This is a genomic window from Pseudomonas sp. NPDC087336 (assembly GCF_044744285.1).
Taxonomy (GTDB): domain Bacteria; phylum Pseudomonadota; class Gammaproteobacteria; order Pseudomonadales; family Pseudomonadaceae; genus Aquipseudomonas.
The window spans coordinates 153,738-175,462 of sequence record NZ_JBIUYA010000011.1 but is presented as its reverse complement, the minus strand read 5'-3'; the positions used below and the strand labels follow the sequence as shown (position 1 = coordinate 175,462).

The following is a 21,725-nucleotide window of genomic DNA, read 5'->3' as shown; positions in this document are numbered from 1 at the left end:
ATCGCTGGCAAGCCAGCTTCTACAGGGGATCATGGTGCTTTCCAGCGAAATGGCCGCAAAACAGAGCGCCGCAAAAGCCATATCGTTATTCATTAACGGTATTTAAATTTAGTTTTTTATACCTATAAAGTTACACCCCTGCGTACCTGCCGACCAATCGGCGCGCCGCACGACTCGAACCAACACGGGACCTCCGTGAGTTTCTGATCGACGCGCGCGCCTTTGAGCGTGCCGTGCGTGGGAGTGATTTATGTCTGCAGCTACTGCTACCCCAAACGCCGCGACCATCGCGCCGCAATTATTCGAAATCCGCCCTTTCAGTGGCGCCGTCGGTGCCGAAATCATCGGCCTCGATTTGTCCCGCCCGGTCAATGATCAGGACTTCGCCCGCATTCACCGCGCGCACCTGGATCATCACGTGGTGGTGTTCCGCGACCAGCGCATTACCCCCCAACAGCAGATCGATTTCAGTCGCCGTTTCGGTGTGTTGCAGATCCACGTGCTCAAGCAGTTCCTGCTGGCGGGGCATCCGGAAATCCTCATCGTTTCCAACATTGTCGAGAACGGCCAGAACATCGGCCTGGGCGATGCGGGCAAGTTCTGGCACTCCGATCTCTCTTATAAGGAACTGCCAAGCCTGGGCTCGATGCTGCATGCCCAGGAGTTGCCATCGGAAGGCGGTGACACGCTGTTCGCCGATATGCACAAAGCCTGGGACAACCTGCCTGAGGCGCTGCGCAAAGCGGTCGAGGGCCGCTCGGCGGCGCATTCCTACACGGCGCGTTACAGCGAGACCAAATTCGAAGGCAACTGGCGCCCGACCCTGACCCCGGAACAACTGGCCCAGGTCGCCGAAGTCATTCACCCGGTCGTGCGCACCCACCCGGAAAACGGCCGCAAGGCGTTGTTCGTCAGCGAGGGTTTCACCACCCGCATCGTTGGCTTGCCGGAAGACGAGAGCAAGCAATTGCTCGACGAGCTCTTCGCCCACAGCGTGTTGCCGCAAAACATCTACCGCCATCAGTGGCAGCCCCATGACCTGGTGTTCTGGGACAACCGTTCGCTGATCCACCTTGCCGCCGGATGCCCGAGCTATCTGCGCCGCAAGTTGTTTCGCACCACCATCCAGGGCGACGCGCCTTTCTGATTTGTCGGAGATTTGACCATGTCTAAACGTCTTCCCTTTGCACCGCTGGCCGCGGCCATCGGCCTGGGTTTCAGCCTGATCGCCGGTAGCCTTGTAGCGCCGACCGTGGCCCATGCCGAAGGTGAAATCCGCATCGCCGAACAGTTCGGCATCGTTTACCTGCTGCTCAACGTGGTGCGCGATCAGAGCCTGATCGAGAAGTACGGCAAGCAGGAAGGCATTGACATCAAGGTCGACTGGACCCAGCTCTCCGGTGGCGCTGCGGTCAACGATGCGCTGCTCTCCGGCTCGATCGACATTGCCGGTGCCGGCGTCGGTCCGTTGCTGACCATCTGGGACCGCACCCATGGCAAGCAGAACGTCAAGGCCGTGGCCTCCCTCGGTAACTTCCCGTATTACCTGGTGAGCAACAATCCCAAGGTCAAGACCATCGCCGACTTCACCGAGAAGGACCGCATTGCGGTGCCGGCGGTGGGTGTGTCGGTGCAGTCGCGCTTCCTGCAATACGCGGCCGCCAAGCAGTGGGGCGACAAGGAATTCAATCGCCTCGACAAGTACACCATCGCCGTGCCGCATCCTGATGCCACGGCAGCGTTGATCGCCGGCGGCACCGAGTTGAGCGGGCACTTCTCAAACCCGCCGTTCCAGGATCAGGCGCTGGCCAATCCAAACGTGCATGTGGTGCTCAACACCTATGACCTGCTGGGCCCGAACTCGCCGACTGTGTTGTTCGCCACCGAAAAATTCCGCAATGAAAACCCGAAAACCTACAAAGCTTTCATCGACGCGCTGACTGAAGCCGCCACCTTTGCCCAGAACGATAAAGGCGCTGCGGCGGATACCTACATCCGCGTCACCAAGGCGAAAATCGACCGTGCCGAATTGCTGAAAATCATCGACAACCCGCAGTTCGAGTTCAGCGTCACGCCGAAAAATACCTACCCGCTGGCGGAGTTCCTCTTCCGTGTGGGCGCGATCAAAAACAAACCGGATTCGTGGAAGGACTATTTCTTCCAGGACGCCAAACCGCTGCAAGGGAGCTGACCGACATGAACGCCCCTTTGCAAGGCCACACGGTCAGCAAACCGAACGTCGCAGCCCAAGCGCTGCTGTCGGTCGATAACGTCAGCCTGGAATACCGCACGCCCCAGCGGGTGGTGCGGGCCACCCATCAGGTCAGCTTCGAGGTCGATCCGGCGGACCGCTTTGTCCTGCTCGGGCCGTCCGGGTGCGGCAAGTCGACCTTGCTCAAGGCCGCTGCCGGGTTCATCCAGCCCGTGGAAGGCGAGATCCGTCTGCAAGGTCAGCGCGTCGATGCGCCAGGGCCTGACCGGATCGTGGTGTTCCAGGAGTTCGATCAACTGCCACCCTGGAAAACCGTCAAGCAGAACGTGATGTTTCCACTGCTGGCCTCGAAGACCCTCAAGCGTAAAGAGGCCGAAGAGCGGGCGTTGCACTACCTGGAGAAGGTCGGTCTGGCGGCGTTTGCCGATGCCTATCCGCATACCCTGTCGGGTGGTATGAAGGCGCGGGTCGCCATCGCCCGGGCGTTGGCGATGCAGCCAAAAATCCTCCTGATGGACGAACCCTTCGCCGCGCTCGACGCCCTGACCCGCCGCAAGATGCAGGAGGAGTTGCTGCTGCTCTGGGAGGAGGTGCGGTTCACGTTGCTGTTCGTCACGCACTCCATCGAAGAGGCATTGGTGGTGGGCAATCGCATCTTGTTGTTGTCGCCGCACCCGGGGCGGGTACGCGCCGAAGTCCACAGCCATCAATACGACCTGCACAGCCTGGGCGGCGTGGCATTCCAGGAGTCGGCGCGGCGCATCCATCGGTTGTTGTTCGATGAAGGCCAGTCGCCGGAAACCGAGCGCGAACTGGATTTCGCCGACATCCGCATCGCTTATTGAGCCAGTTTGAGAGGAGGGCCCGATGAGCCATTTATCATCCCCGCGTGAAGCATTCGAAACCGTTTTGCAGCCACTGACCAGCGTTGCGCTGGAGCGTGAGCTGCCGCTTGGTCAGCGCCTGTGGCAACAGGGTTGGTTGCGCAAAAGCCTGATCCTGATTCTGCTCGCCGTACTCTGGGAAGCCGTTGCCCGTTATCAGAACAACGACCTGCTGCTGCCGAGTTTCGTGCAGACCGCTCATGCGCTGTACGACGGCCTGCTCAGCGGCGAATTGCTGGGCAAAGTGTGGATTTCCCTGGTGGTGCTGCTCAAGGGCTACCTGATCGGGATCGTCCTTGCGTTCGCCCTGACGACTTTGGCGGTGTCGACGCAATTCGGCCGCGACCTGCTCAGCACCCTGACCTCGATGTTCAACCCATTACCGGCGATTGCGTTGCTGCCGCTGGCGCTGCTGTGGTTCGGCCTCGGGCAGAACAGCCTGATCTTCGTGCTGGTACATTCGGTGCTCTGGGCCTTGGCGCTCAATACCTACGCAGGCTTTCTCGGCGTCTCGGAAACCTTGCGCATGGCCGGTCGCAATTATGGCCTCAAGGGCATGCGCTTCGTGCTGTTCATCCTGATCCCGGCGGCACTGCCGTCGATCCTCGCCGGATTGAAAATCGGCTGGGCCTTTGCCTGGCGCACGTTGATCGCTGCCGAGTTGGTGTTTGGTGCGACCAGTGGCAAGGGCGGGTTGGGGTGGTACATCTTTCAGAATCGTAATGAGTTGTACACCGACAAGGTGTTTGCCGGGTTGGCGGTGGTGATTCTGATTGGGTTGCTGGTTGAGAATCTGGTGTTTGATACGTTGGAGCGGGTGACGGTGAAGCGGTGGGGGATGCAGCGGTAATCAAGGAGCGCCGAGAAGGTACTTATCTCCTTCTGATAGCCGTAGAGGTGGTCAGTCCATCCATTCGATCCAAGGAGCGTCGACGAGCCAGATCGACATCCCTAAGAGCTGATGTCCCGTTCACCTGAATTTGTTGCGAGAACGTCGAGGGAATACCGGCTTCAGGCAATGGCGATAAGAACAAATCAGGGTGATTTTCTGAGTAAGCTGGAGGTCTATGACCTGCTGATGTGGGCAACATCGTTGCGCTGTTGAGAGGGTAGACTGGTGGCGACGATGGCGCTTGAGGTAAGGGGGGACGGACGAGATAAGCAGGGGGGCTACCTGCCGGTCGACTGAAAGGACGTTCATACCAGTCGGCATGACTAACCATCGAGTTGCGTAATGAGCGAGCGCCCAGATAATTGGAGGCTGCGCCTGATATCAGGCTTGTTGCGGAAAGGAATTGAGACGCTTGGGGCGCGAGTTCATACATGGCTGAAACCCCGGCAGCCATACCTGTGAGTCCCGAGATCATTCCCAGACCGTTTGCCAGTGTAACTTGCCCGGAATTTAGCACTAGAGCTCCAAGATTCAGACCTGTTCCCGCCGAGGAGGTCAAGTAGCCGATTACCCTCAAGTCCCTGAAACTTGAAAGTAGTGCCCATGCTCCCCAATGGCCCGTCGGATCCGAACGATTCACCGGATCCCCCACGCAATACATATACGCATTCAACCCACCCTCACCAAACGGACTCCAACTGTCCGGACTATGGAACCGCATCAACCGCGGGTTGTAAGCCCGGTAGCCGTTCCCCAACAAATACCAGCCGATCCTCGCTTCACGTAATTGGCCGTTGAAGCCCAGCCGGGTCTTGTCTTCCTGCTGCGCGGATTGTTCGCCGTAAGCGGTATAGGCGATGGGGTTATGCTTGCCATTGAGGATTTCGCCAATGACTGAATGGCTGTTGTCGGTTGCCAGCAGCGTCGTGCGATGCCAAGTGGAAGGCTTCTGATCAACAGGTTTGAATTGAGTCATGCCGATGGCTTCGCCGAAGTATGGTCGAGGGACTTTAGTTGTACACCTTAGCTCCTCCGTCGAGAACTATCAGAACTGTTAGGATCGTCGCTCAAACTCAGTGCTTTTGGCCTGGCACTGAATACTTACGCAGGCTTTCTCGGCGTCTCGGAAACCCTGCGCATGGCCGGGCGCAATTACGGCGTCAAGGGCATGCGCTTCGTGCTGTTCATCCTGATCCCGGCGGTACTGCCGTCGATCCTCGCCGGATTGAAAATCGGCTGGGCCTTTGCCTGGCGCACGTTGATCGCTGCCGAGCTGGTGTTGATACGTTGGATCGGTGGGGGATGCAGCGTTAGGTAGGGAGTGGCATCACTGTGATCGCTGCACAGACTAAACAGGCGGGAACCGATTACTCAATCTATAGATGGCGAAATTGTGCTACGTATTCAACATACTCCTGTGCCTTTATTACATTTCGTTGAGCTTGCGCGTAGCTAGGTGGCACTGCCTCGTGATATCCAGGCAGTGAATTACGTCGGTTGGAGAGCTGATCGGAAGCTGTGTTTTGCTGTTGGGAGTGCGAAGGTTGTGAGCTGGCGTCGCTACTGGAATTTGTAGATTTAGGTGCTTTCGGGCGATTAGGTATGCTCGGCTCAGCGGACGCGACGCCTACTGCATGGGTAGGGCGGCGGGTGAGTCCGCTAGCTTCTGCGCCGGCCGCATAGCCTGGGTATCTCCTTGATGTTGTGGGACCTCGGTCAATCCCCAGTGAATGAGGATGCGGTTTTGCGCCAGGCGCCCCGCCAACATAAGTTACGATGGGTTTTAGCTTTTGCAGAAGGTTTTCTGATTCGGGACGCATTGGTCCCGCTACGCTCTCCACTCTTTCCGTAGCTGCTAGGGATTTGCTGCGGCTGGGGCCAGTCATTCCTGCGCCGCCGAAGAAGAAGTTGAAGGTGTTTTTAAAGAACCGCTTCACGCTCGGCTCAATCCAAGGAATATGTCCTGTTGGATCAAATCGATTCACCGGATCCCCCGCGCAGTACATATATGCATTCAACCCACCCCCAGCGAACGGACTCCAACTGTCGGGACTATGGAATCGCATCAACCGTGGGTTGTAAGCACGGTAGCCGTTACCCAGCAAGTACCAGCCGATCTTCGCTTCGCGTAATTGGCCGTTGAAGCCCAACCGGGTCTTGTCTTCCTGCTGCGCGAATTGCTCGCCGTAACCCGTATAGGCGATGGGGTTATGCTTGCCGTCGGCGAGTTCGCCAATGATTGATAGGCTATCGTCGGTTGCCAACAGCGTCGTGCATTGCCAAGTGGAAGATTTCTGATCATCAGGTTTGGGGTGAGTCATGCCGATGGCTTCGCCGAGGAATGGTCGAGGGCTCTAGTTTTACACCTCGCGTCCTCTGTCTAGAACTATCAGAACTGCTAGGGCGTCTTGATCTTTTGATCTGCTAGCATTGCGCCTGAATCAATCCTGATCAGGTACGAGTGCTCGCCATGCAATTGCCAGACATGAACCTTTTGGTCGCCCTCGACGCTTTGCTCGACGAGGGCAGTGTGGTGGGCGCGGCGCGGCGGATGAACCTCAGTCCGGCGGCCATGAGTCGCACGTTGACACGCATCCGCGAGGCCATTGGCGATCCGATCCTGGTACGCGCCGGTCGTGGCCTGGTGCCGACGCCCAAGGCGCTGGAGTTGCGCGAGCAGGTGCGCGATGTGGTGGAGCAGGCCGCGCAGTTGTTCCACTCGGCCAGGGTCGTGGATCTGGGCAGCCTGCGGCGGCGCTTCAGTATCCGGGCCAACGATTTTTTCATCGGCATTTACGGCGGCAAGCTGTTCGACACCATGGAGCGTCAGGCCCCGCATTGCGAATTGCGTTTTGCGCCGGAGGGCGATGGCGATGATGAGGCCCTGCGCGAGGGCCGCATCGATCTGAGTGTCAGTAACAACCGGCCGCTGATGCCGGAAGTGAAGGTACAAAATCTGTTTTCCACCCAGTTTGTCGGCTTGGTGCGCGAGGATCACCCCTTGCTCGATCAAGAGATCACCGCTGAGCGCTTTGCCGGGTATTCCCATATCAGCATGTCCCGTCGCGGGATCGCCCGCGGGCCGATCGACGCGGCGCTCAACGCCTTGGGCCTGGAACGGCGAGTGGCGGTGATCGCCCCGAGTTTTCACGCGGCGATGTTCGCTTTGCCCGATTCCGACCTGATTCTACCGGTGCCCAGGGAGACGCTATTGAGTGTTCGCCGGCTAGGGCTGAAGTTGCGCTCGTTCACCCTGCCCATTCCATTGCCGACCATCGTGCTAAGCCAGGCCTGGCACCCTCGTTTCGATAATGACCCCGCTCACCGCTGGCTGCGTGAAACCCTGAAAACCTGCTGTGACGAGACGTGGCTGGCGGCGCAACCAGTCTTGAGTTGAACGAATGAACCTGTGGGAGCGAGCTTGCTCGCGATGGGGGCGTAACATTAACAATCACTGTTGGCTGTGATTCCGCTATCGCGAGCAAGTTCGCTCCCACAGTGTTTTGCATCGTTGCGTATAACGCACTTATAACCTGACGATAAGTCAGTTTTCGTCAGGTCACACCCTTCATAGAATGCTTCGGTCTTCAAATCCCGGAGCTCGCAGCAATGACTTCCCTCACGGTCACGGCGCCTCTCGCCGCGGCCAGCCCGATAGCCGCCGCACCACCGGTCTTCGGCCCGCGGATCATCATCGGCCTGATGGGCGTATTGCTCGCAGTGCTGGTGTCGGGCCTGAACGAGATGGTAACCAAGGTGGCCCTGGCCGATATCCGTGGCGGTCTGGCCATCGGTTATGACGAAGGCACCTGGCTGGTTGCCAGCTACGCCGCGACTTCGGTGGCTGCCATGGCGTTTGCGCCATGGTGTGCCGTCACGTTCTCGCTGCGGCGCTTCACCCTCTGCGCCATCACTGTCTTCACGCTGCTGGGGGTGTTGTGCCCGTGGGCGCCGAACTACGAGAGCCTGCTGGTCCTGCGCACATTACAAGGCCTGGCCGGTGGCGCGCTGCCCCCGATGTTGATGACCGTCGCCCTGCGGTTTCTACCGGCCAACGTAAAACTCTACGGCCTGGCCGGTTATGCCCTGACCGCCACCTTCGGTCCGGGGCTGGGCACGCCGCTGGCCGGGCTCTGGACTGAATATGTCGGCTGGCAGTGGACTTTCTGGCAGATCGTCGTGCCTTGCCTGATGGCCATGGTCGCGGTGAGCTACGGCATCCCTCAGGACCCGCTGCGGCTGGAGCGTCTCAAACAGTTCAACTGGCGTGGTTTGCTGCTGGGTTTTCCGGCGATCTGCATGCTGGTGATTGGCATCCTGCAGGGCAATCGGCTGGACTGGTTCGAGTCCAGCCTGGTTTGTGCATTGCTGGTGGGCGGTACGCTGTTGCTGGTGCTGTTCCTGATCAACGAGTGGTCGCAGCCGATTCCGTTTTTCAAGATGCAGATGCTCGGCATCCGCAACCTGTCGTTCGCGCTGGTCACCTTGGCCGGCGTGCTGGTGGTGTTGCTGGCGGTGGTGATTATTCCGTCCAGCTATCTGGCGCAGGTCCAGGGTTATCGCCCGGTACAAACCGCACCCATCACCCTGTTGGCGGCACTCCCGCAGTTGATCGCACTGCCGTTGGTGGCTGCGCTGTGCAACCTGCGCTGGGTCGATTGCCGCTGGGTGTTGGGGATCGGCCTGAGCATGCTGGTGTTGTCCTGCATCGGCGGTTCGCAGCTGACCTCGGCGTGGATCCGCGACGAATTCTATGCCCTGCAACTGCTGCAGATTTTCGGGCAACCCATGGCGGTCTTGCCGTTGCTGATGCTCTCGACCGGCAGCATCAACCCCATGGATGGCCCCTTCGCGTCGTCCTGGTTCAACACCGTGAAAGGCCTGGCGGCGGTGATCGCCACCGGCGTGCTGGAAACCCTGACCACGCAGCGCCTGCACTTTCACTCGACCATGCTGGTGGACCGCCTCGGCAATTCTCCCCTGGTCGACAGCGACACCCCGGGCCTTGCCCACCGGCTGCATGAGCAGGCCGTGGTGCTGGCCGCCTCGGACCTTTACCTGTGCATGGCCGGCCTCGCATTGGCGCTGATCCTGCTGATTTTCTGGCTGCCGACGCGGATCTATCCGCCCCGTGCACCGACCTGAATGCATCACTGAAACAGAAGGTTTTCATGACGACTCAATCCAAGCAAAAAGTGGCCGTTGGCGTCGCCGTCGTGATCGCGACGGGCGTGCTGATTTACCTACTGGCGCCCGGCCTGTTCGGCCAGCGCACGCAGCAGAGCACCAATGACGCCTATGTCGCGGCCGACTACACGCTGGTGGTGCCGCGCGTTGCCGGGTTCATCAAGCAAGTACTGGTGGAAGACAACCAGCAGGTCAAGGCCGGGCAGTTGCTGGCCCTGATCGATGACCGCGACCTGCGCGCCGCCGCCGAAGCGGCCGCCGCCGAAGCCTTGGTAGCCCAGGCGCAACTGCAAAATGCCCGGGCGACGCTTGAGCGGCAGGCCTCGGTGATCGCTCAGGCACAGGCGCAGGTGGTGTCCGCCAAGGCCGAAATGGCCTTCGCTCAACATGAACTGAACCGCTACGACCATTTGGCCGGGGTCGGTGCCGGCACGGTGCAGAACGCGCAGCAAGCGCGCACGCGCATTGATCAGGCCAGTGCCCGGTTGACCAATGTGACAGCGGTGCTGGCGGCGGAACGCAAACAGGTGGACATCCTCACGGCTCAACGTGACGGCGCCGAAGGTGGTTTGAAGCGGGCGCAGGCGAGACTGGAAATCGCCAGCTACGAACTGTCTTACACTCGAATCACCGCACCGCAGGATGGCATGGTCGGTGAGCGCGCGGTGCGGGTCGGGGCCTATGTCACGCCGGGCAGCAAACTGCTCGCGGTGGTACCGCTGGCGCAGGCCTATGTGGTAGCCAACTTCCAGGAAACCCAACTGACGAATGTGCAACCTGGGCAGGACGTGGAGGTGCGTGTCGACACCTTTGGTGGCGCAGCGTTGAACGGGCGGGTCGAGAGCATCGCACCGGCTACCGGCGTGACCTTCGCTTCAATCAAACCGGATAACGCGACTGGCAACTTCACCAAGGTGGTGCAGCGGATTCCGGTGAAGATCGTGCTGGAACCGGGTCAGCCGTTGGCCGAGCGGTTGCGGGTGGGGATGTCGGTGGAGGCGAGTATCGATACGGTCAGCGCCAAGGCCAAGAAGGTTGTTCAGCGATGAAGATTTTCGTTGAATGTGCCTACGCCGTCGCGAGCAAGTCGAATCGATTCACCCTTTGCGCCATGTTTGTGATGAGCCTTTCAGCCTGCACTGTCGGCCCTGACTTCCAAAAGCCTGAGGCACAGCAAATCACCGAATGGTCGAAGCCCGCAAAAGCAGCCGGCAGCCAGGCCAGCACCGAAACGATGAACGAACGCTGGTGGCAAGTATTCAACGACCCGAAACTCTCGGCCCTCACTCAACGTGCCCTGAGCGACAACCTCGACCTGAAACTCGCCAGCAGCCGCTTGCAACAAAGCCGTGCGGTGCGGCAGGTGATCACCGCCGACCGTTATCCGAATACAGCGGCCACCGGTAGTTACGCCCGTAAACGCAACAGCGGCGAAGGCCTGAGCGATCCATCGGGGCACAACGGCAATTCGGCGTTCAATCTCTGGGATGCGGGCTTCTCTGCCTCCTGGGAGCTGGATTTCTGGGGCCGCGTGCGCCGCGAGACCGAGGCCGCCGATGCCACCCTGGAAGTCGCGGAAAACGACCGTCGCGGCGTGCTGTTGTCGGTGCTGGCCGAAACCGCCCAGGACTACATTCAACTGCGCGGTGTGCAGAACACCCGCGCCGTCACCGAACAGAACCTCGACGTCGCCCGCCATAGCCTGAAACTTTCGCAGCTGCGCCTGGCCGACGGCGTCGCAACCGACCTTGATGTCGCCGAAGCGGCCGCCCAGGTCGCGGCTATCGAATCGCGCCTGCCAGCACTTGAGCAACGACAGGCCCAATTGATCAATGCCCTGAGCCTCCTGATGGGCGAACCGCCCCAAGCGCTGGCGGCCGAGTTATCCACCGACGCGCCGGTGCCGCAGACCCCGCGCCAGGTCGCCATCGGCCTGCCGTCGCAGCTGGCCGAGCGCCGCCCGGACATCCGCCAGGCCGAAGCACGCCTGCATGCCGCGACCGCGAGCATCGGCGTGGCCAAGGGTGATTTTTATCCACGGATTACCCTGTCAGGCAGTGTCGGTTCGCAAGCCATGCAACTGGGCGATTTCGGTTCCTGGGGCTCACGCACGTTCGGCATCGGTCCGCAGTTCAGCCTGCCGCTGTTCGACGGTGGGCGCCTGCGCGGTGTGCTGAACCTGCGCGAAGCCCAGCAACAGGAAGCGGCCATCGCCTACCAGCAGACCGTGTTACGCGCCTGGCATGAAATCGACGACCAATTGAGCGCCTACAACGCCAGCCAACTGCGCCGCGACAGCCTCGCCGAGGCCGTGCACCAGAACCGCATCGCCCTGCAAACCGCGCAACGGCAATACGTCGAGGGCGTGGTGGACTTCGTCAACGTACTGACCGTGCAAGGCGCCTTGCTGGCGACCCAGGAGCAATGGGTGGAGAGTTCCACCGGCGTGTCGCTGGCAGCGGTCGGGTTGTACAAGGCGCTGGGTGGTGGATGGGAGTCGGTGTATCCGCTGGCGGCGCAACGCTGAGTCACGGTTTGGCCGATAGATCCGCCATGCCCTTGAGCAATTCGATCGGCAACGGAAAGACGATGGTCGAACTCTTGTCCCCGGCGATCGAACTCAGTGTCTGCATATAGCGCAACTGCATGGCGCCGGGCTGGCGGCCGAGCATTTCGGCGGCCTGCATGAGTTTTTCCGAAGCCTGCAATTCGCCTTCGGCGTGGATCACTTTAGCCCGGCGTTCGCGTTCCGCTTCTGCCTGTCTGGCAATGGCGCGGATCATGGATTCGTTGAGGTCGACGTGCTTGATCTCGACGTTGGCCACCTTGATGCCCCAAGCGTCGGTCTGGGCGTCAAGGACTTGCTGGATGTCGATGTTCAGCCGTTCGCGCTCGGCCAGCAGTTCATCGAGTTCGTGTTTACCAAGCACCGCGCGCAAGGTGGTTTGCGCCAGTTGGCTGGTGGCCATTAGAAAGTCTTCGACCTGAATGATTGCCTTCTGCGGATCGAGCACGCGGAAGTACAGCACTGCGTTGACTTTGACCGAGACGTTGTCGCGGGTAATCACATCTTGCGCCGGGACATCGAGGACGATGGTGCGCAAGTCGACACGAACCATCTGCTGGATCACCGGAATCAGCAGGATCAGGCCAGGGCCCTTGACCTGCCAGAAGCGTCCGAGCTGGAACACCACCCCACGCTCGTATTCGCGCAGGATGCGGAACGTCGCCCCCGCCAATGCGATCAGCAATAGCAGCAGCGCGACAAAACCGATTTGCAGACCCATGACTAATCTCCGACCGTTACCGCGTCAGCCGCGGCCACTTCCAGCAACAATCCCTTGCGCGCCACCACCCGGACCTTTTGCCCGATCTGCAATGGCTTGGTGCTCGCTACCTGCCAGCGTTCGCCCTGCAAATGCACCCAGCCCAGACACGCATCGCCGGCCTGCAATGCCAGCACCGGGGCCACGCTGCCCAGCAGGCCGGCATCACCGCTGACGGTGTGGCGCGGCCGGGTCTTGAGGGCGCGGATCAGCAGGAATATCAACAGCAGCGCGCTGAGCAGTCCCAGGCCGATCATCAACGGCACGGGCAGTTCGGCATTGGTCAGGATCACCGCGCCGATCACGAACATCACGATCCCGCCCAAACCGATCACGCCGTAGTTGGGCAGCGCCGCCTCGGCGATCAAAAATGCGATACCGAAGGTGATCAGCCAGATCCCCGCGGAGTTGGGACCGGGCAGTCCGACGGTGTCTGCAGCGAGGGCGGCTCCGCTCAAGGCCAACAGCAACGCAAGTGCACAACAGCGAGTGTTCACGTGACCCTCCGGGAGAGTCGCAGGTGGTTCTGTATACAGTCTAGTTGAGGCGCTGCTTGTATGAATTTTGCTCACTTGTCGACCTGTCCGATGAGCAGATTTCCCACTGGATTGCCCCGGCGGGCCTAGACTTTTACTACGTACAAAAGCGTTAACCATCGTCCGCCAGACGTTTTTGCGGACACCGAGGTGCATCATGCGTATGGCAAGAACCGTGCAGAAAAGCCTGGAAAAGGCTCAATGCGAATATGACATCGTCACCCATCCCCACTCGGCCAGCAGCCTCGAAACCGCGCGGTTGGCGGGTATTCCCGCGGAGCGGGTGGCCAAATCGGTGATTCTCGACGACCACCACGGGCATTACCTGATGGCGGTGCTACCCGCCAGCCGGCACCTGGACTTGAGCAAAGTCCGCAGCACCGGTGAATGGCAGGTTTCCCGGGAAAGCAATCTGCCGCATCTGTTTGAAGACTGCGAACGCGGCGCCGTACCCGCCCTGGGCGAAGCCTATGGACTGGATGTGGTCATCGACCCGCTGCTGACCCGGCAGAAAGACATCTATCTGGAAGCCGGCAACCACATCAACCTGCTGCATATGGAAATGCCGCAATTCCTGAAAATGGTGCCGCATGCGCAGGTGCGGGAGTTGAGCGATTGAGGATTGTTTCGTCAATGCTGCCGTCTTCTCGAGCAGGTCGAATCGTCGCACCGTCGCTCCCACAGGGTCACCGCATTCCCCTGTAGGAGCGAGCTTGCTCGCGATTGACCGCAAAGCGGTCACCCAAACCAACCAGGAGCCAGACATGGAAAACCCAACCCACAGCCTTCCCTCCCTGTTCAAACAACTCGGCCTCCCCGACGACGCCGAGAGCATCGACAAATTCATCGCCACCCACTCACCGCTCAAACCGGACCTGCATCTGGCGGATGCATTCTTCTGGAGTCCGAGCCAGGCGGATCTGTTGCGCAATGAAATTCAAGACGACGCCGATTGGGCGGAAGTGGTGGATCAGCTGGATGTGATGTTGAGGAAGGGGCGGGGGGCGTAAAAAACCGGAAATTTGTTTCAAAACTTGACGAGAAATCCCTCTCAATGCCATATTGATAGTTAGCAAACTAACAGTGTGTGTTATCCCTTCGTGCCGAATTCCCTCGACGCTCTCCAGATGTACATCAGCAGCACCATGGTGGTGGCCGCCCGGCATTGGCGCAAAATCTGCCAGACCACGTTGGCCAACTATGGAATTTCCGAAGCCTGTGCCGTCCCTTTACTGATGATCGGGCGCTTGGGCGAGGGTGTGCGGCAGGTGACGGTGGCGCAGGCGGCGGGGATGGAAAGCCCGTCTCTGGTGCGATTGCTCGACCAGTTGTGTCATGCCGGTTACGTCTGTCGCACCGAAGACGCCCAGGACCGTCGCGCCAAATGCCTGAGCCTGACCGATACCGGTCGGACCCTGGTGCAAGCCGTTGAGGTCGAGTTGGTGCGTTTGCGTCATGAGGTACTCGAGGGAATCGACCAGGCAGATCTTGAAGCGACGCTACGCGTGTTGAAGGCCTTCGAGTCAGCCACTCATTTGCCGGTAACCAACCCTTGAGCGGCTTCTTTTCCGGCATGCCCGCGGCACGGGACTGGTTCTACGGCGCACGCACCTTCGCCGCCTCGATGATCGCGCTGTACATCGCCCTGCTCATGCAAATGCCGCGTCCTTATTGGGCGATGGCCACGGTGTATATCGTTTCCAGCCCGTTTGTCGGGCCCACCAGTTCGAAGGCGTTATACCGTGCGGTCGGCACTTTTCTTGGCGCCGCTGCAGCCGTCCTGTTCGTGCCGATGTTCGTGCAGAGTCCTTATGTGCTGGTGCTGGTCATCGCGCTGTGGACCGGGATTCTGTTGTTTCTATCAATGCATTTGCGCACCGCCAACAATTACGCCTTGATGCTGGCCGGCTATACCCTGCCGTTGATCGCCCTGCCGGTGGTGAATAACCCGTTGGCTGTGTGGGACGTGGCCGAAGCGCGCACCGAAGAAATCTTCCTCGGCATCGCCGTCGCCGCCGTGGTTGGCGCGATGTTCTGGCCGCGACGGCTGGCCCCGGTGTTCAACGATTCGGTGAGCAAATGGTTTGCCGACGCGTCGACTTATAGCGCGCGCTTTCTCGGCCGCAACGTGCAGCCCGAGGAAGTCAGCGCCTTACGCGCCTCGATGGTTGCCACCTTCAATACCCTGGAACTGATGATCGGTCAGCTGCCCCACGAAGGCGCGCGCCCACAAACAGTGCGCAACACCAAGGAGCTGCGCGGACGGATGATTCACCTGTTGCCGGTGATCGATGCCCTCGACGATGCGCTCTACGCGTTGGAAAGGCGCACCCCGGAGCTGGTGGAAAAGTTCGCACCCTTGCTGGCCGCCGCCACAGAGTGGCTCGATCACAAGAACGCTGACCTCGAGCGCTGGCAGGCGCTCAAAGATCAACTCCAAGCGCTGCAACCCAGCGCCGAAGCGCTGGATGATCGCAAGCAGCTGCTGTTCTCCAACGCCATCTATCGCCTCGGCGAGTGGGTCGACTTGTGGCAGGACTGCCGCAGCCTGCAGCACGCGATCCAGTGCGAAAGCCAGGACAGTTGGCGCGCGGTCTATCGGCATTGGCGCCTGGGGCGCCTGACGCCCTTTCTGGATCGTGGCCTGATGCTTTGTTCCGCCGCCTCCACCGTCGCAGCAATCATTGTCGCTTCGGTGCTGTGGATACTGCTGGGCTGGACCGATGGCGGCAGTGCGGTGATCCTGGCGGCAGTGGCGTGCAGCTTCTTTGCCTCGATGGACGACCCGGCACCACAGATCTACAGGTTCTTTTTCTGGACCGCGATGTCGGTGGTATTTGCCAGCATTTACCTGTTTCTCGTCCTGCCCAACCTGCATGACTTCCCGATGCTGGTGCTGGCGTTCGCCGTGCCGTTCATCTGCATCGGCACCCTGACGGTCAAGCCTCAGTTTTACCTTGGGATGTTGCTGACCCTGGTCAACACCTCGTCGTTCATCAGTATCCAGGGCGCCTACGACGCGGATTTCCTCAGCTTCGCCAACTCCAACCTGGCCGGCCCGATCGGGTTGCTGTTCGCGTTCGTCTGGACCCTGATCGCCCGGCCGTTCGGTGCCGAGCTGGCGGCCAAGCGCCTGACCCGTTTCGCCTGGCGCGACATCGTCAGCCTCACCGAGCCGGCCACGCTGGCCGATCACCGGCGCCTGGGCGTGCAGGTACTGGATCGACTGATGCAGCATTTGCCGCGCCTGGCCGTGACCGGCCAAGACACCGGCATCGCCCTGCGCGAAGTTCGTGTGGCGCTGAACCTGCTCGACCTGCTGGCCTATACGCCGCGGATTCACGGCGCACCGCAGGCGTTGCTGCGTCAGGTGGTGGCCGAGGTCGGCGAATACTTCAAGGCCTGCCTCAAGGCTGGTGAACGCCTGTCGGCACCGAGCCCGTTGCTGATGACCCTCGATCGTACCCGCCGAGCGTTGGGCGGCGCGGGTGATGACGAAACCCGCCTGCACCTGCTGCACGCCTTGAGTGGCTTGCGCCTGGCGTTGTTGCCCGGCGTCGAATTCGTCGGTTCTGCCGAGCCCGAAGAACCGCTTCCCCATGGCATCGATGGAGCGCCTTTATGATCGGTGATCTGGATATCAGCGGGGTGTTCCTGCCCACGCTGCTGGTGCTGATGGGCATTACCTATGTGTTGTACCTGTTGGTGCACGGGGTGCTGACGCGCCTGCACTTTTACCGTCTGGTCTGGCACCGGGCATTGTTCAACGTGGCCCTCTACGCCCTGCTGCTTGGCGCCGTGGATTCACTCAGCCGATACCTGATGACATGAAAAAGCCGTTTTTAACCCTCGGTCGCGTGGTCCTGACCCTGCTGATCGTAACGTTCGCCGTTGTCGTGGTCTGGCGCATGGTGATGTATTACATGTTTGCGCCCTGGACCCGTGACGGGCACATCCGTGCCGACATCGTGCAGATCGCGCCGGACGTGTCCGGGCTGATCCAGCAAGTGCAAGTGCGCGACAACCAGCTGGTCAAGCGCGGCCAGGTGCTGTTCAGCATCGATCAGGACCGCTTCAAACTGGCCCTGCGCCAGGCGAAAGCGGCGGTCGCGGACCGTGAGGAAACCCTGGCCCAGGCCCAGCGCGAAGCCAAGCGTAACAAGGGCCTTGGCAATCTTGTGCCGGGCGAGCAGCTGGAAGAAAGCCAGTCACGGGTGGCCCGCGCACAAGTGGCGTTGATGGAAGCCCAGGTCGCGGTAGACAGCGCGCAACTGAACCTCGACCGTTCGGTGATCCGCAGCCCGGTGGACGGTTACGTCAACGACCGCGCGCCGCGAACCCAGGAATTCGTCAGTGCCGGACGGCCGGTGTTGTCGGTCGTGGACAGTAATTCTTTCCATATCGACGGCTATTTCGAAGAAACCAAACTCAATGGCATCCATATCGGCCAAAGCGTCGACATCCGGGTGATCGGCGACAACGCGCGACTGCGCGGCCATGTGGAAAGCATCGTGGCCGGGATCGAAGACCGCGACCGCACCAGTGGCAATAACCTGCTGCCCAACGTCAATCCGGCCTTCAGCTGGGTGCGGTTGGCCCAGCGGATTCCGGTGCGTATCGCCTTCGATGAGGTGCCTGAAGATTTCCGCATGATCGCCGGGCGCACCGCCACGGTATCGATCATCGACGACAAGAACCGGGAGCCCGCGCAATGAGCAAGGCCTCGTGCTTGGCGATCGCCGGATTAGGCTTGCTGCTGTCGGCGTGTCAGGTGGTCGGTCCGGATTACCACTTGCCGGAAGAAGCCGCCATCCACCGCGAAGACCTGCAGGGCGAACTGGCGGTGAACGGCAAGCCGGTGGTCTCGGCGCCGGTGCCTGGCGATTGGTGGCGCCTGTATCAGGACCCGCGGCTCGACCAGTTGGTGCAGCAGGCCATGGCGTCCAACACGGATCTGCGTGTAGCGGCCGCCAGCCTGCTGCGGGCTCGCGCTCAGGTCGACGCGGCCGAGGCAGCGGGCGGCTGGAGCGGCGGGGTGAAGATGGGCGCCCAGCGTTTACAGGAATCCGGCGAAGCGTTCTTGCTGCCGGAAAAGGTGCCGGTGGCCAACATCGGCGATATCGGCATCAGCGCGTCCTACCAATTCGACCTGTTCGGCACCTTGCAGCGCGGCATCGAGGCGGCCAAGGCCAATGCCGATGCGACCCAGGCGGCCGCCGATACGGCGCGCATCACCTTGGTGGCCGATGTGGTCCGGGCCTACACCCAGGTGTGCGCGGCCAACGAGGAGCGGGAAATCGCCCAGCATTCTCTCGACCTGCAAGCCCAGAGCACCACGCTCATCCAGCGTTTGCGCGATGCCGGACGTGGCGACGAAACCCAGGTCACCCGTTCGCAAACCCAATTCAAATCCTTGCGCGCCGACATGCCGCGCTATGAAGCGGCGCGTCAGGCCGGACTGTTGCGCTTGTCGATGCTGCTGGCCAAGCCGCTGGATCAACTACCGGCTGGCACCGACAGCTGCGCCGAGTTGCCAAAAATCACCCAACTGGTGCCGGTGGGTGACGGTGCATCGCTGCTCAAGCGCCGCCCCGACATCCGGCAGGCCGAACGTCGACTGGCAGCCGCGACCGCCGGTATCGGCATCGCCACCGGTGAGCTGTACCCGGACATCCGCATTGGCGCGACCATCGGCACGGTCGGCATCCTGGAAAACCTTGGCGAGCCATCCACCAACCGTTGGGGCTTCGGCCCGTCGCTGACCTGGAACGTGCCGACCAACGGCGCCCGCGCACGAATTCGCGAGGCTGAGGCAGTGACCCAGGCCACGCTGGCGCATTTCGATGGCGTGGTACTTAACGCCATTCGTGAAACCCAGACCGGCCTGGCCCAGTACTCCGCCTTGCTGCAACGCCGTGAGGCCCTGGCGGACGCCGAGCAGTCGGCAAAGCTCGCCGCCGACCAGACCCATCGCTTCTTCCAGGCCGGACGCGCATCGTTCCTGGCGGACCTGCAGGCGACCCGCACCTACATCGACGTCACCGCGCAACTGGCCGCTGCCAACACCCAGGTTGCCATCAGCCAGATCGATTTGTTCCTCGCCCTGGGCGGCGGTTGGGAAAGCGGACGAACGCAAGCGTCGAACTCCGGCAAACCCTGAGGCCGTTGCTATGCTTTGAAGTGTTGAAAGGGCGTTCATGAAAAAGCGCCCTGGATTCGCACAAGGCATGCGCAGGTCATGGGGAAACCAATAATGAAAAACCCTTATGCTCTCGGCTTCTGGTGCGCCGTTGTGGCGTTAGTGCTGCTCACGGGCACCTATTTCTACGGCATTATGCTGGCCCACCAGATCGATACGGCGCTGACGTTTCTCGACAGCGTCGCACTGTTGATCGCCGTGATGTCCATTGCGGTGGTGGCCTGGGCCTCGGTCCAGGGCCAGCGAATCAAAAAAAGACAGCTGGAACAAGGCAAGACCCTGGTGATGATCTGGGACACCAAGGTGGCGCTACGGCGTGTCGAGTCGGTCTTCGACCGGTATTTCTGGGGCAGCTACTGGCAACCGGGCCGTACCTTCCAGGAGGTCATGGGCGAGCTCACGGGCACGCCGCTGGAAAAAAGCCTCGAGATCCTGAAAAAACAATGCCTTGAGCTGGACAAACAAGTGGCCGACGACGGTCGGCACTGGCTCAACAATGCCCGCGAACTGGCCGACGTCGCCACCGCCATGGCCCGCGAGCGCTATCAGCTGGACTTCTGCGACCCACGCGGTGGCGAAGTGACAGGTGGGGCGGTGATCAACCGGGATTTTGAAGTGTTGATCTACACTTGGACGGCGCGGCTGAAAACCTTTGATCACCAGCTTGATGAGATCGAGGTTCAGTATTCCTGATTCAGTGTTGGCAGGGCCGACGCCTTCGCGGGCAAGCCTCGCTCCTACAGGCTTAATGCAGACCTGTAGGAGCGAGGCTTGCCCGCGAAGGCGATCCTATGTGCACTCAAACAGACACTTTTTCACCTTTATCCATTGGGCCGCCCGTCGCGCCTGATGCTAATCTGCACCCCACTTTCAGCGCAGTCGTGACCGCAACCCGTCATGGGTTCAGGGAAGACGACCACACCTCAACAACGGACATTGAACGGGTCATTCATGAATAAATCAGCAGGCGTGCTCCTGGGAATCGTTGTCGCCATTGGTGCAATCAGCGCCGGCGGTGCCTGGTTCACCGGCACCAAAATCGAGGGTGTGCTCAACACCTCCCTGGCGGACGCCAACAAGCAATTGCAGGCCGCGATGGTCGGTTACAAAGGCACAGCCTCGCTGGAACTGGTGTCTCTGGAGCGCCATGTATTGAGTAGCACTGCGCATTACCGCCTCAAGGGTGAAGGCGAAATGTTCGGCGAGGCACCGGTCGAGCTGCTGTTTACCGACCACATCGAACACGGCCCGCTGCCGTTCTCGCGCCTGGTGTCGCTGAAGTGGTTGCCGGTCATGGCCACCAGTCACTACGAACTGGAAAAGACCCCGCTCACTGAAAAATGGTTCGCCGCCACCAAGGACGTTTCACCGCTCAAAGGCGTGGTCAATATTGGCTACGACAACTCCACCAACGGCACGCTCGAACTGTTGCCGCTGGAAACTGCACTGGATGACAAGTCCAGCCTGAAATTTTCCGGTCTGAAGGTTGATGTCGCGGCCAGCGCCCAGGCGCAGAAGGTCAAGGCAGATGGCTACATGGACAGCCTGAAGCTGACCACGGTTTCCGAAGACCAGGCACCGGTGCAGGTCGAGTTGAGCGGTCTTACCCTGGCCAGCAACCTGACAAAAAGCACCTACGGCTATTACACCGGCGATAACACCGTCGAGCTGAGCAACAGTAAAACCACCTTTGGCCCCAAGCAGTCGGTGCTGGGTCTGAAGAATTTCGAAATGAAGAACCACACCGAGGAATCAGGCACCAGCGCTTCCGGGCGCGCCGATTACAAAATCGGCGAAGTGTCACTGAACGGTAAGGCCGTGGGTTCCGCCCAGTTGGCCATGAGCTTGAAGAACCTCGACATCCCGGCGACGTTGTCGCTGATGCAGATCTACCAGACCAAATTGCAGCCCTATGAGCAGGCCGCCGCCGAGGCTGCCGAGGCCGGTCAACCGGTCCCCGAGCTGAACCTGACCCCGGCAGAAGAAGCGCAGCTTAAAACCGGCCTGGAACAATTGCTGGCGGCCGGCCCGCAGGTGGCCCTGGAGAACCTGTCGTTCAACACCGCCAACGGCGAAAGCCGAGCCAACCTGGTGCTTGACCTGACCAAGCCGCAAGCGATCGACCTGCCGGCCGACCAGTTGGTCCGCCAGATGATCGCGCTGCTGGACGTCAACCTGAAAGTGTCCAAGCCCATGCTCGTCGACATACTCACCGTGCAGTCGCAAATCGACGGCCAGACCGACGCCAAGCTCATCGCTGATCAGGCCACTGCCACCGCCGATATGTTCAGCGGCATGGCGGTCGGCTCGCAATTGGCGAAACTGGACGGCAATAACGTCACCTCCCAACTGCACTACGCCAATAACCAGGTGGAATTCAACGGCCAGAAAATGACCGTCGAGGAGTTTGTCGGCTTCCTGATGAGCAAGTTTGGCAACCCTGGCGTAGTCCAGGAGCCATAAACCCTTCTGTAGGAGCCCGGCTTGCC

21 protein-coding genes and 1 pseudogene are annotated in these 21,725 nt (G+C 60.6%); 18 read left to right on the top strand and 4 right to left on the bottom strand.

The window, feature by feature from the left end; translation table 11 throughout:
• Positions 1 to 250: 250 nt before the first annotated feature.
• Genes ACIO0C_RS13845 through ACIO0C_RS13830 form a run of 4 tightly spaced genes read left to right on the top strand, consistent with a single transcriptional unit; the run spans position 251 to position 3,946 of the window.
• On the top strand, positions 251 to 1,147 hold the full coding sequence (locus ACIO0C_RS13845; RefSeq protein ID WP_401312780.1) for a TauD/TfdA dioxygenase family protein: 897 nt from the start codon (positions 251 to 253) through the stop codon (positions 1,145 to 1,147).
• Between the two features lie 18 nt (positions 1,148 to 1,165).
• Positions 1,166 to 2,191: an ABC transporter substrate-binding protein gene (locus ACIO0C_RS13840; protein ID WP_401312779.1), complete on the top strand. Its 1,026-nt coding sequence runs from the start codon at positions 1,166 to 1,168 to the stop codon at positions 2,189 to 2,191.
• A gap of 5 nt (positions 2,192 to 2,196) precedes the next feature.
• Positions 2,197 to 3,057 carry an ABC transporter ATP-binding protein gene (locus ACIO0C_RS13835; RefSeq protein WP_401312776.1) on the top strand — a complete coding sequence of 287 codons (861 nt, stop codon included), beginning with the start codon at positions 2,197 to 2,199 and terminating at the stop codon, positions 3,055 to 3,057.
• A gap of 22 nt (positions 3,058 to 3,079) precedes the next feature.
• A complete protein-coding gene (locus ACIO0C_RS13830) occupies positions 3,080 to 3,946 on the top strand; it encodes an ABC transporter permease (RefSeq protein ID WP_401312774.1) in 867 nt (288 codons plus the stop codon).
• 22 nt (positions 3,947 to 3,968) lie between these two features.
• On the opposite strand, the gene ACIO0C_RS13825 is transcribed toward ACIO0C_RS13830, so the two are convergent.
• Positions 3,969 to 4,964, bottom strand: a complete 996-nt coding sequence (locus tag ACIO0C_RS13825; RefSeq protein WP_401312771.1) for an RHS repeat-associated core domain-containing protein — start codon at positions 4,962 to 4,964, stop codon at positions 3,969 to 3,971.
• 105 nt (positions 4,965 to 5,069) lie between these two features.
• Between ACIO0C_RS13825 and ACIO0C_RS13820 the strand changes: the two are divergent.
• Positions 5,070 to 5,267 (top strand): annotated as a pseudogene (locus tag ACIO0C_RS13820) (ABC transporter permease subunit); the annotation flags it as partial.
• Between the two features lie 97 nt (positions 5,268 to 5,364).
• Here ACIO0C_RS13820 and ACIO0C_RS13815 read toward each other — a convergent pair.
• Positions 5,365 to 6,309, bottom strand: coding sequence for an RHS repeat-associated core domain-containing protein (locus ACIO0C_RS13815; RefSeq protein ID WP_401312768.1), 945 nt, complete (start codon positions 6,307 to 6,309; stop codon positions 5,365 to 5,367).
• 149 nt (positions 6,310 to 6,458) lie between these two features.
• Here ACIO0C_RS13815 and ACIO0C_RS13810 point away from each other — a divergent pair, with 149 nt between their 5' ends.
• The 4 genes from ACIO0C_RS13810 to ACIO0C_RS13795 all read left to right on the top strand — a co-directional run bounded on the left by ACIO0C_RS13810 (position 6,459) and on the right by ACIO0C_RS13795 (position 11,702).
• A complete protein-coding gene (locus ACIO0C_RS13810; RefSeq protein WP_401312765.1) occupies positions 6,459 to 7,385 on the top strand; it encodes a LysR family transcriptional regulator in 927 nt (308 codons plus the stop codon).
• Between the two features lie 212 nt (positions 7,386 to 7,597).
• Positions 7,598 to 9,133, top strand: coding sequence for an MFS transporter (locus tag ACIO0C_RS13805; RefSeq protein WP_401312762.1), 1,536 nt, complete (start codon positions 7,598 to 7,600; stop codon positions 9,131 to 9,133).
• 26 nt (positions 9,134 to 9,159) lie between these two features.
• Entirely contained in the window at positions 9,160 to 10,224 is a 1,065-nt protein-coding gene (locus tag ACIO0C_RS13800) for an HlyD family secretion protein (protein WP_401312760.1), read from the top strand.
• Positions 10,221 to 11,702 (top strand): efflux transporter outer membrane subunit, encoded by a 1,482-nt coding sequence (locus ACIO0C_RS13795; RefSeq protein WP_401312758.1) that lies wholly within the window; start codon positions 10,221 to 10,223, stop codon positions 11,700 to 11,702. Before ACIO0C_RS13800 ends, ACIO0C_RS13795 begins: the two co-directional genes overlap by 4 nt.
• 1 nt (position 11,703) lies before the next feature.
• Here ACIO0C_RS13795 and ACIO0C_RS13790 read toward each other — a convergent pair whose 3' ends face one another.
• Together ACIO0C_RS13790 and ACIO0C_RS13785 are read right to left on the bottom strand one after the other, a co-directional pair.
• Positions 11,704 to 12,462, bottom strand: a complete 759-nt coding sequence (locus ACIO0C_RS13790) for a slipin family protein (RefSeq protein WP_401312755.1) — start codon at positions 12,460 to 12,462, stop codon at positions 11,704 to 11,706.
• A 2-nt stretch (positions 12,463 to 12,464) separates the two neighbouring features.
• Positions 12,465 to 12,998 (bottom strand): NfeD family protein, encoded by a 534-nt coding sequence (locus tag ACIO0C_RS13785; protein WP_401312753.1) that lies wholly within the window; start codon positions 12,996 to 12,998, stop codon positions 12,465 to 12,467.
• A gap of 196 nt (positions 12,999 to 13,194) precedes the next feature.
• Between ACIO0C_RS13785 and ACIO0C_RS13780 the strand changes: the two genes are divergently transcribed.
• The 9 genes from ACIO0C_RS13780 to ACIO0C_RS13740 all read left to right on the top strand — a co-directional run bounded on the left by ACIO0C_RS13780 (position 13,195) and on the right by ACIO0C_RS13740 (position 21,699).
• Complete coding sequence (locus ACIO0C_RS13780; protein WP_401312750.1) at positions 13,195 to 13,656, top strand: aminoacyl-tRNA deacylase; 462 nt, start codon at positions 13,195 to 13,197, stop codon at positions 13,654 to 13,656.
• Positions 13,657 to 13,801: 145 nt separating this feature from the next.
• The gene (locus ACIO0C_RS13775; RefSeq protein ID WP_401312747.1) at positions 13,802 to 14,047 is read left to right on the top strand and encodes a DUF2789 domain-containing protein; all 246 of its coding nucleotides are present in this window, start codon (positions 13,802 to 13,804) and stop codon (positions 14,045 to 14,047) included.
• A gap of 117 nt (positions 14,048 to 14,164) precedes the next feature.
• The gene (locus ACIO0C_RS13770; protein WP_401312744.1) at positions 14,165 to 14,593 is read left to right on the top strand and encodes a MarR family winged helix-turn-helix transcriptional regulator; all 429 of its coding nucleotides are present in this window, start codon (positions 14,165 to 14,167) and stop codon (positions 14,591 to 14,593) included.
• The gene (locus ACIO0C_RS13765) at positions 14,590 to 16,662 is read left to right on the top strand and encodes an FUSC family protein (RefSeq protein WP_401312741.1); all 2,073 of its coding nucleotides are present in this window, start codon (positions 14,590 to 14,592) and stop codon (positions 16,660 to 16,662) included. The genes ACIO0C_RS13770 and ACIO0C_RS13765 overlap by 4 nt, the downstream gene beginning before the upstream one ends.
• A complete protein-coding gene (locus ACIO0C_RS13760) occupies positions 16,659 to 16,868 on the top strand; it encodes a DUF1656 domain-containing protein (protein ID WP_008059581.1) in 210 nt (69 codons plus the stop codon). Before ACIO0C_RS13765 ends, ACIO0C_RS13760 begins: the two co-directional genes overlap by 4 nt.
• The gene (locus ACIO0C_RS13755; protein ID WP_401312737.1) at positions 16,865 to 17,752 is read left to right on the top strand and encodes an efflux RND transporter periplasmic adaptor subunit; all 888 of its coding nucleotides are present in this window, start codon (positions 16,865 to 16,867) and stop codon (positions 17,750 to 17,752) included. Before ACIO0C_RS13760 ends, ACIO0C_RS13755 begins: the two co-directional genes overlap by 4 nt.
• Positions 17,749 to 19,197 (top strand): efflux transporter outer membrane subunit, encoded by a 1,449-nt coding sequence (locus ACIO0C_RS13750; RefSeq protein ID WP_401312735.1) that lies wholly within the window; start codon positions 17,749 to 17,751, stop codon positions 19,195 to 19,197. Before ACIO0C_RS13755 ends, ACIO0C_RS13750 begins: the two co-directional genes overlap by 4 nt.
• A 93-nt stretch (positions 19,198 to 19,290) precedes the next feature.
• Positions 19,291 to 19,929: an NADH:ubiquinone oxidoreductase subunit N gene (locus tag ACIO0C_RS13745; protein WP_401312732.1), complete on the top strand. Its 639-nt coding sequence runs from the start codon at positions 19,291 to 19,293 to the stop codon at positions 19,927 to 19,929.
• Between the two features lie 258 nt (positions 19,930 to 20,187).
• Complete coding sequence (locus tag ACIO0C_RS13740) at positions 20,188 to 21,699, top strand: YdgA family protein (protein ID WP_401312730.1); 1,512 nt, start codon at positions 20,188 to 20,190, stop codon at positions 21,697 to 21,699.
• Positions 21,700 to 21,725 lie beyond the last annotated feature (26 nt).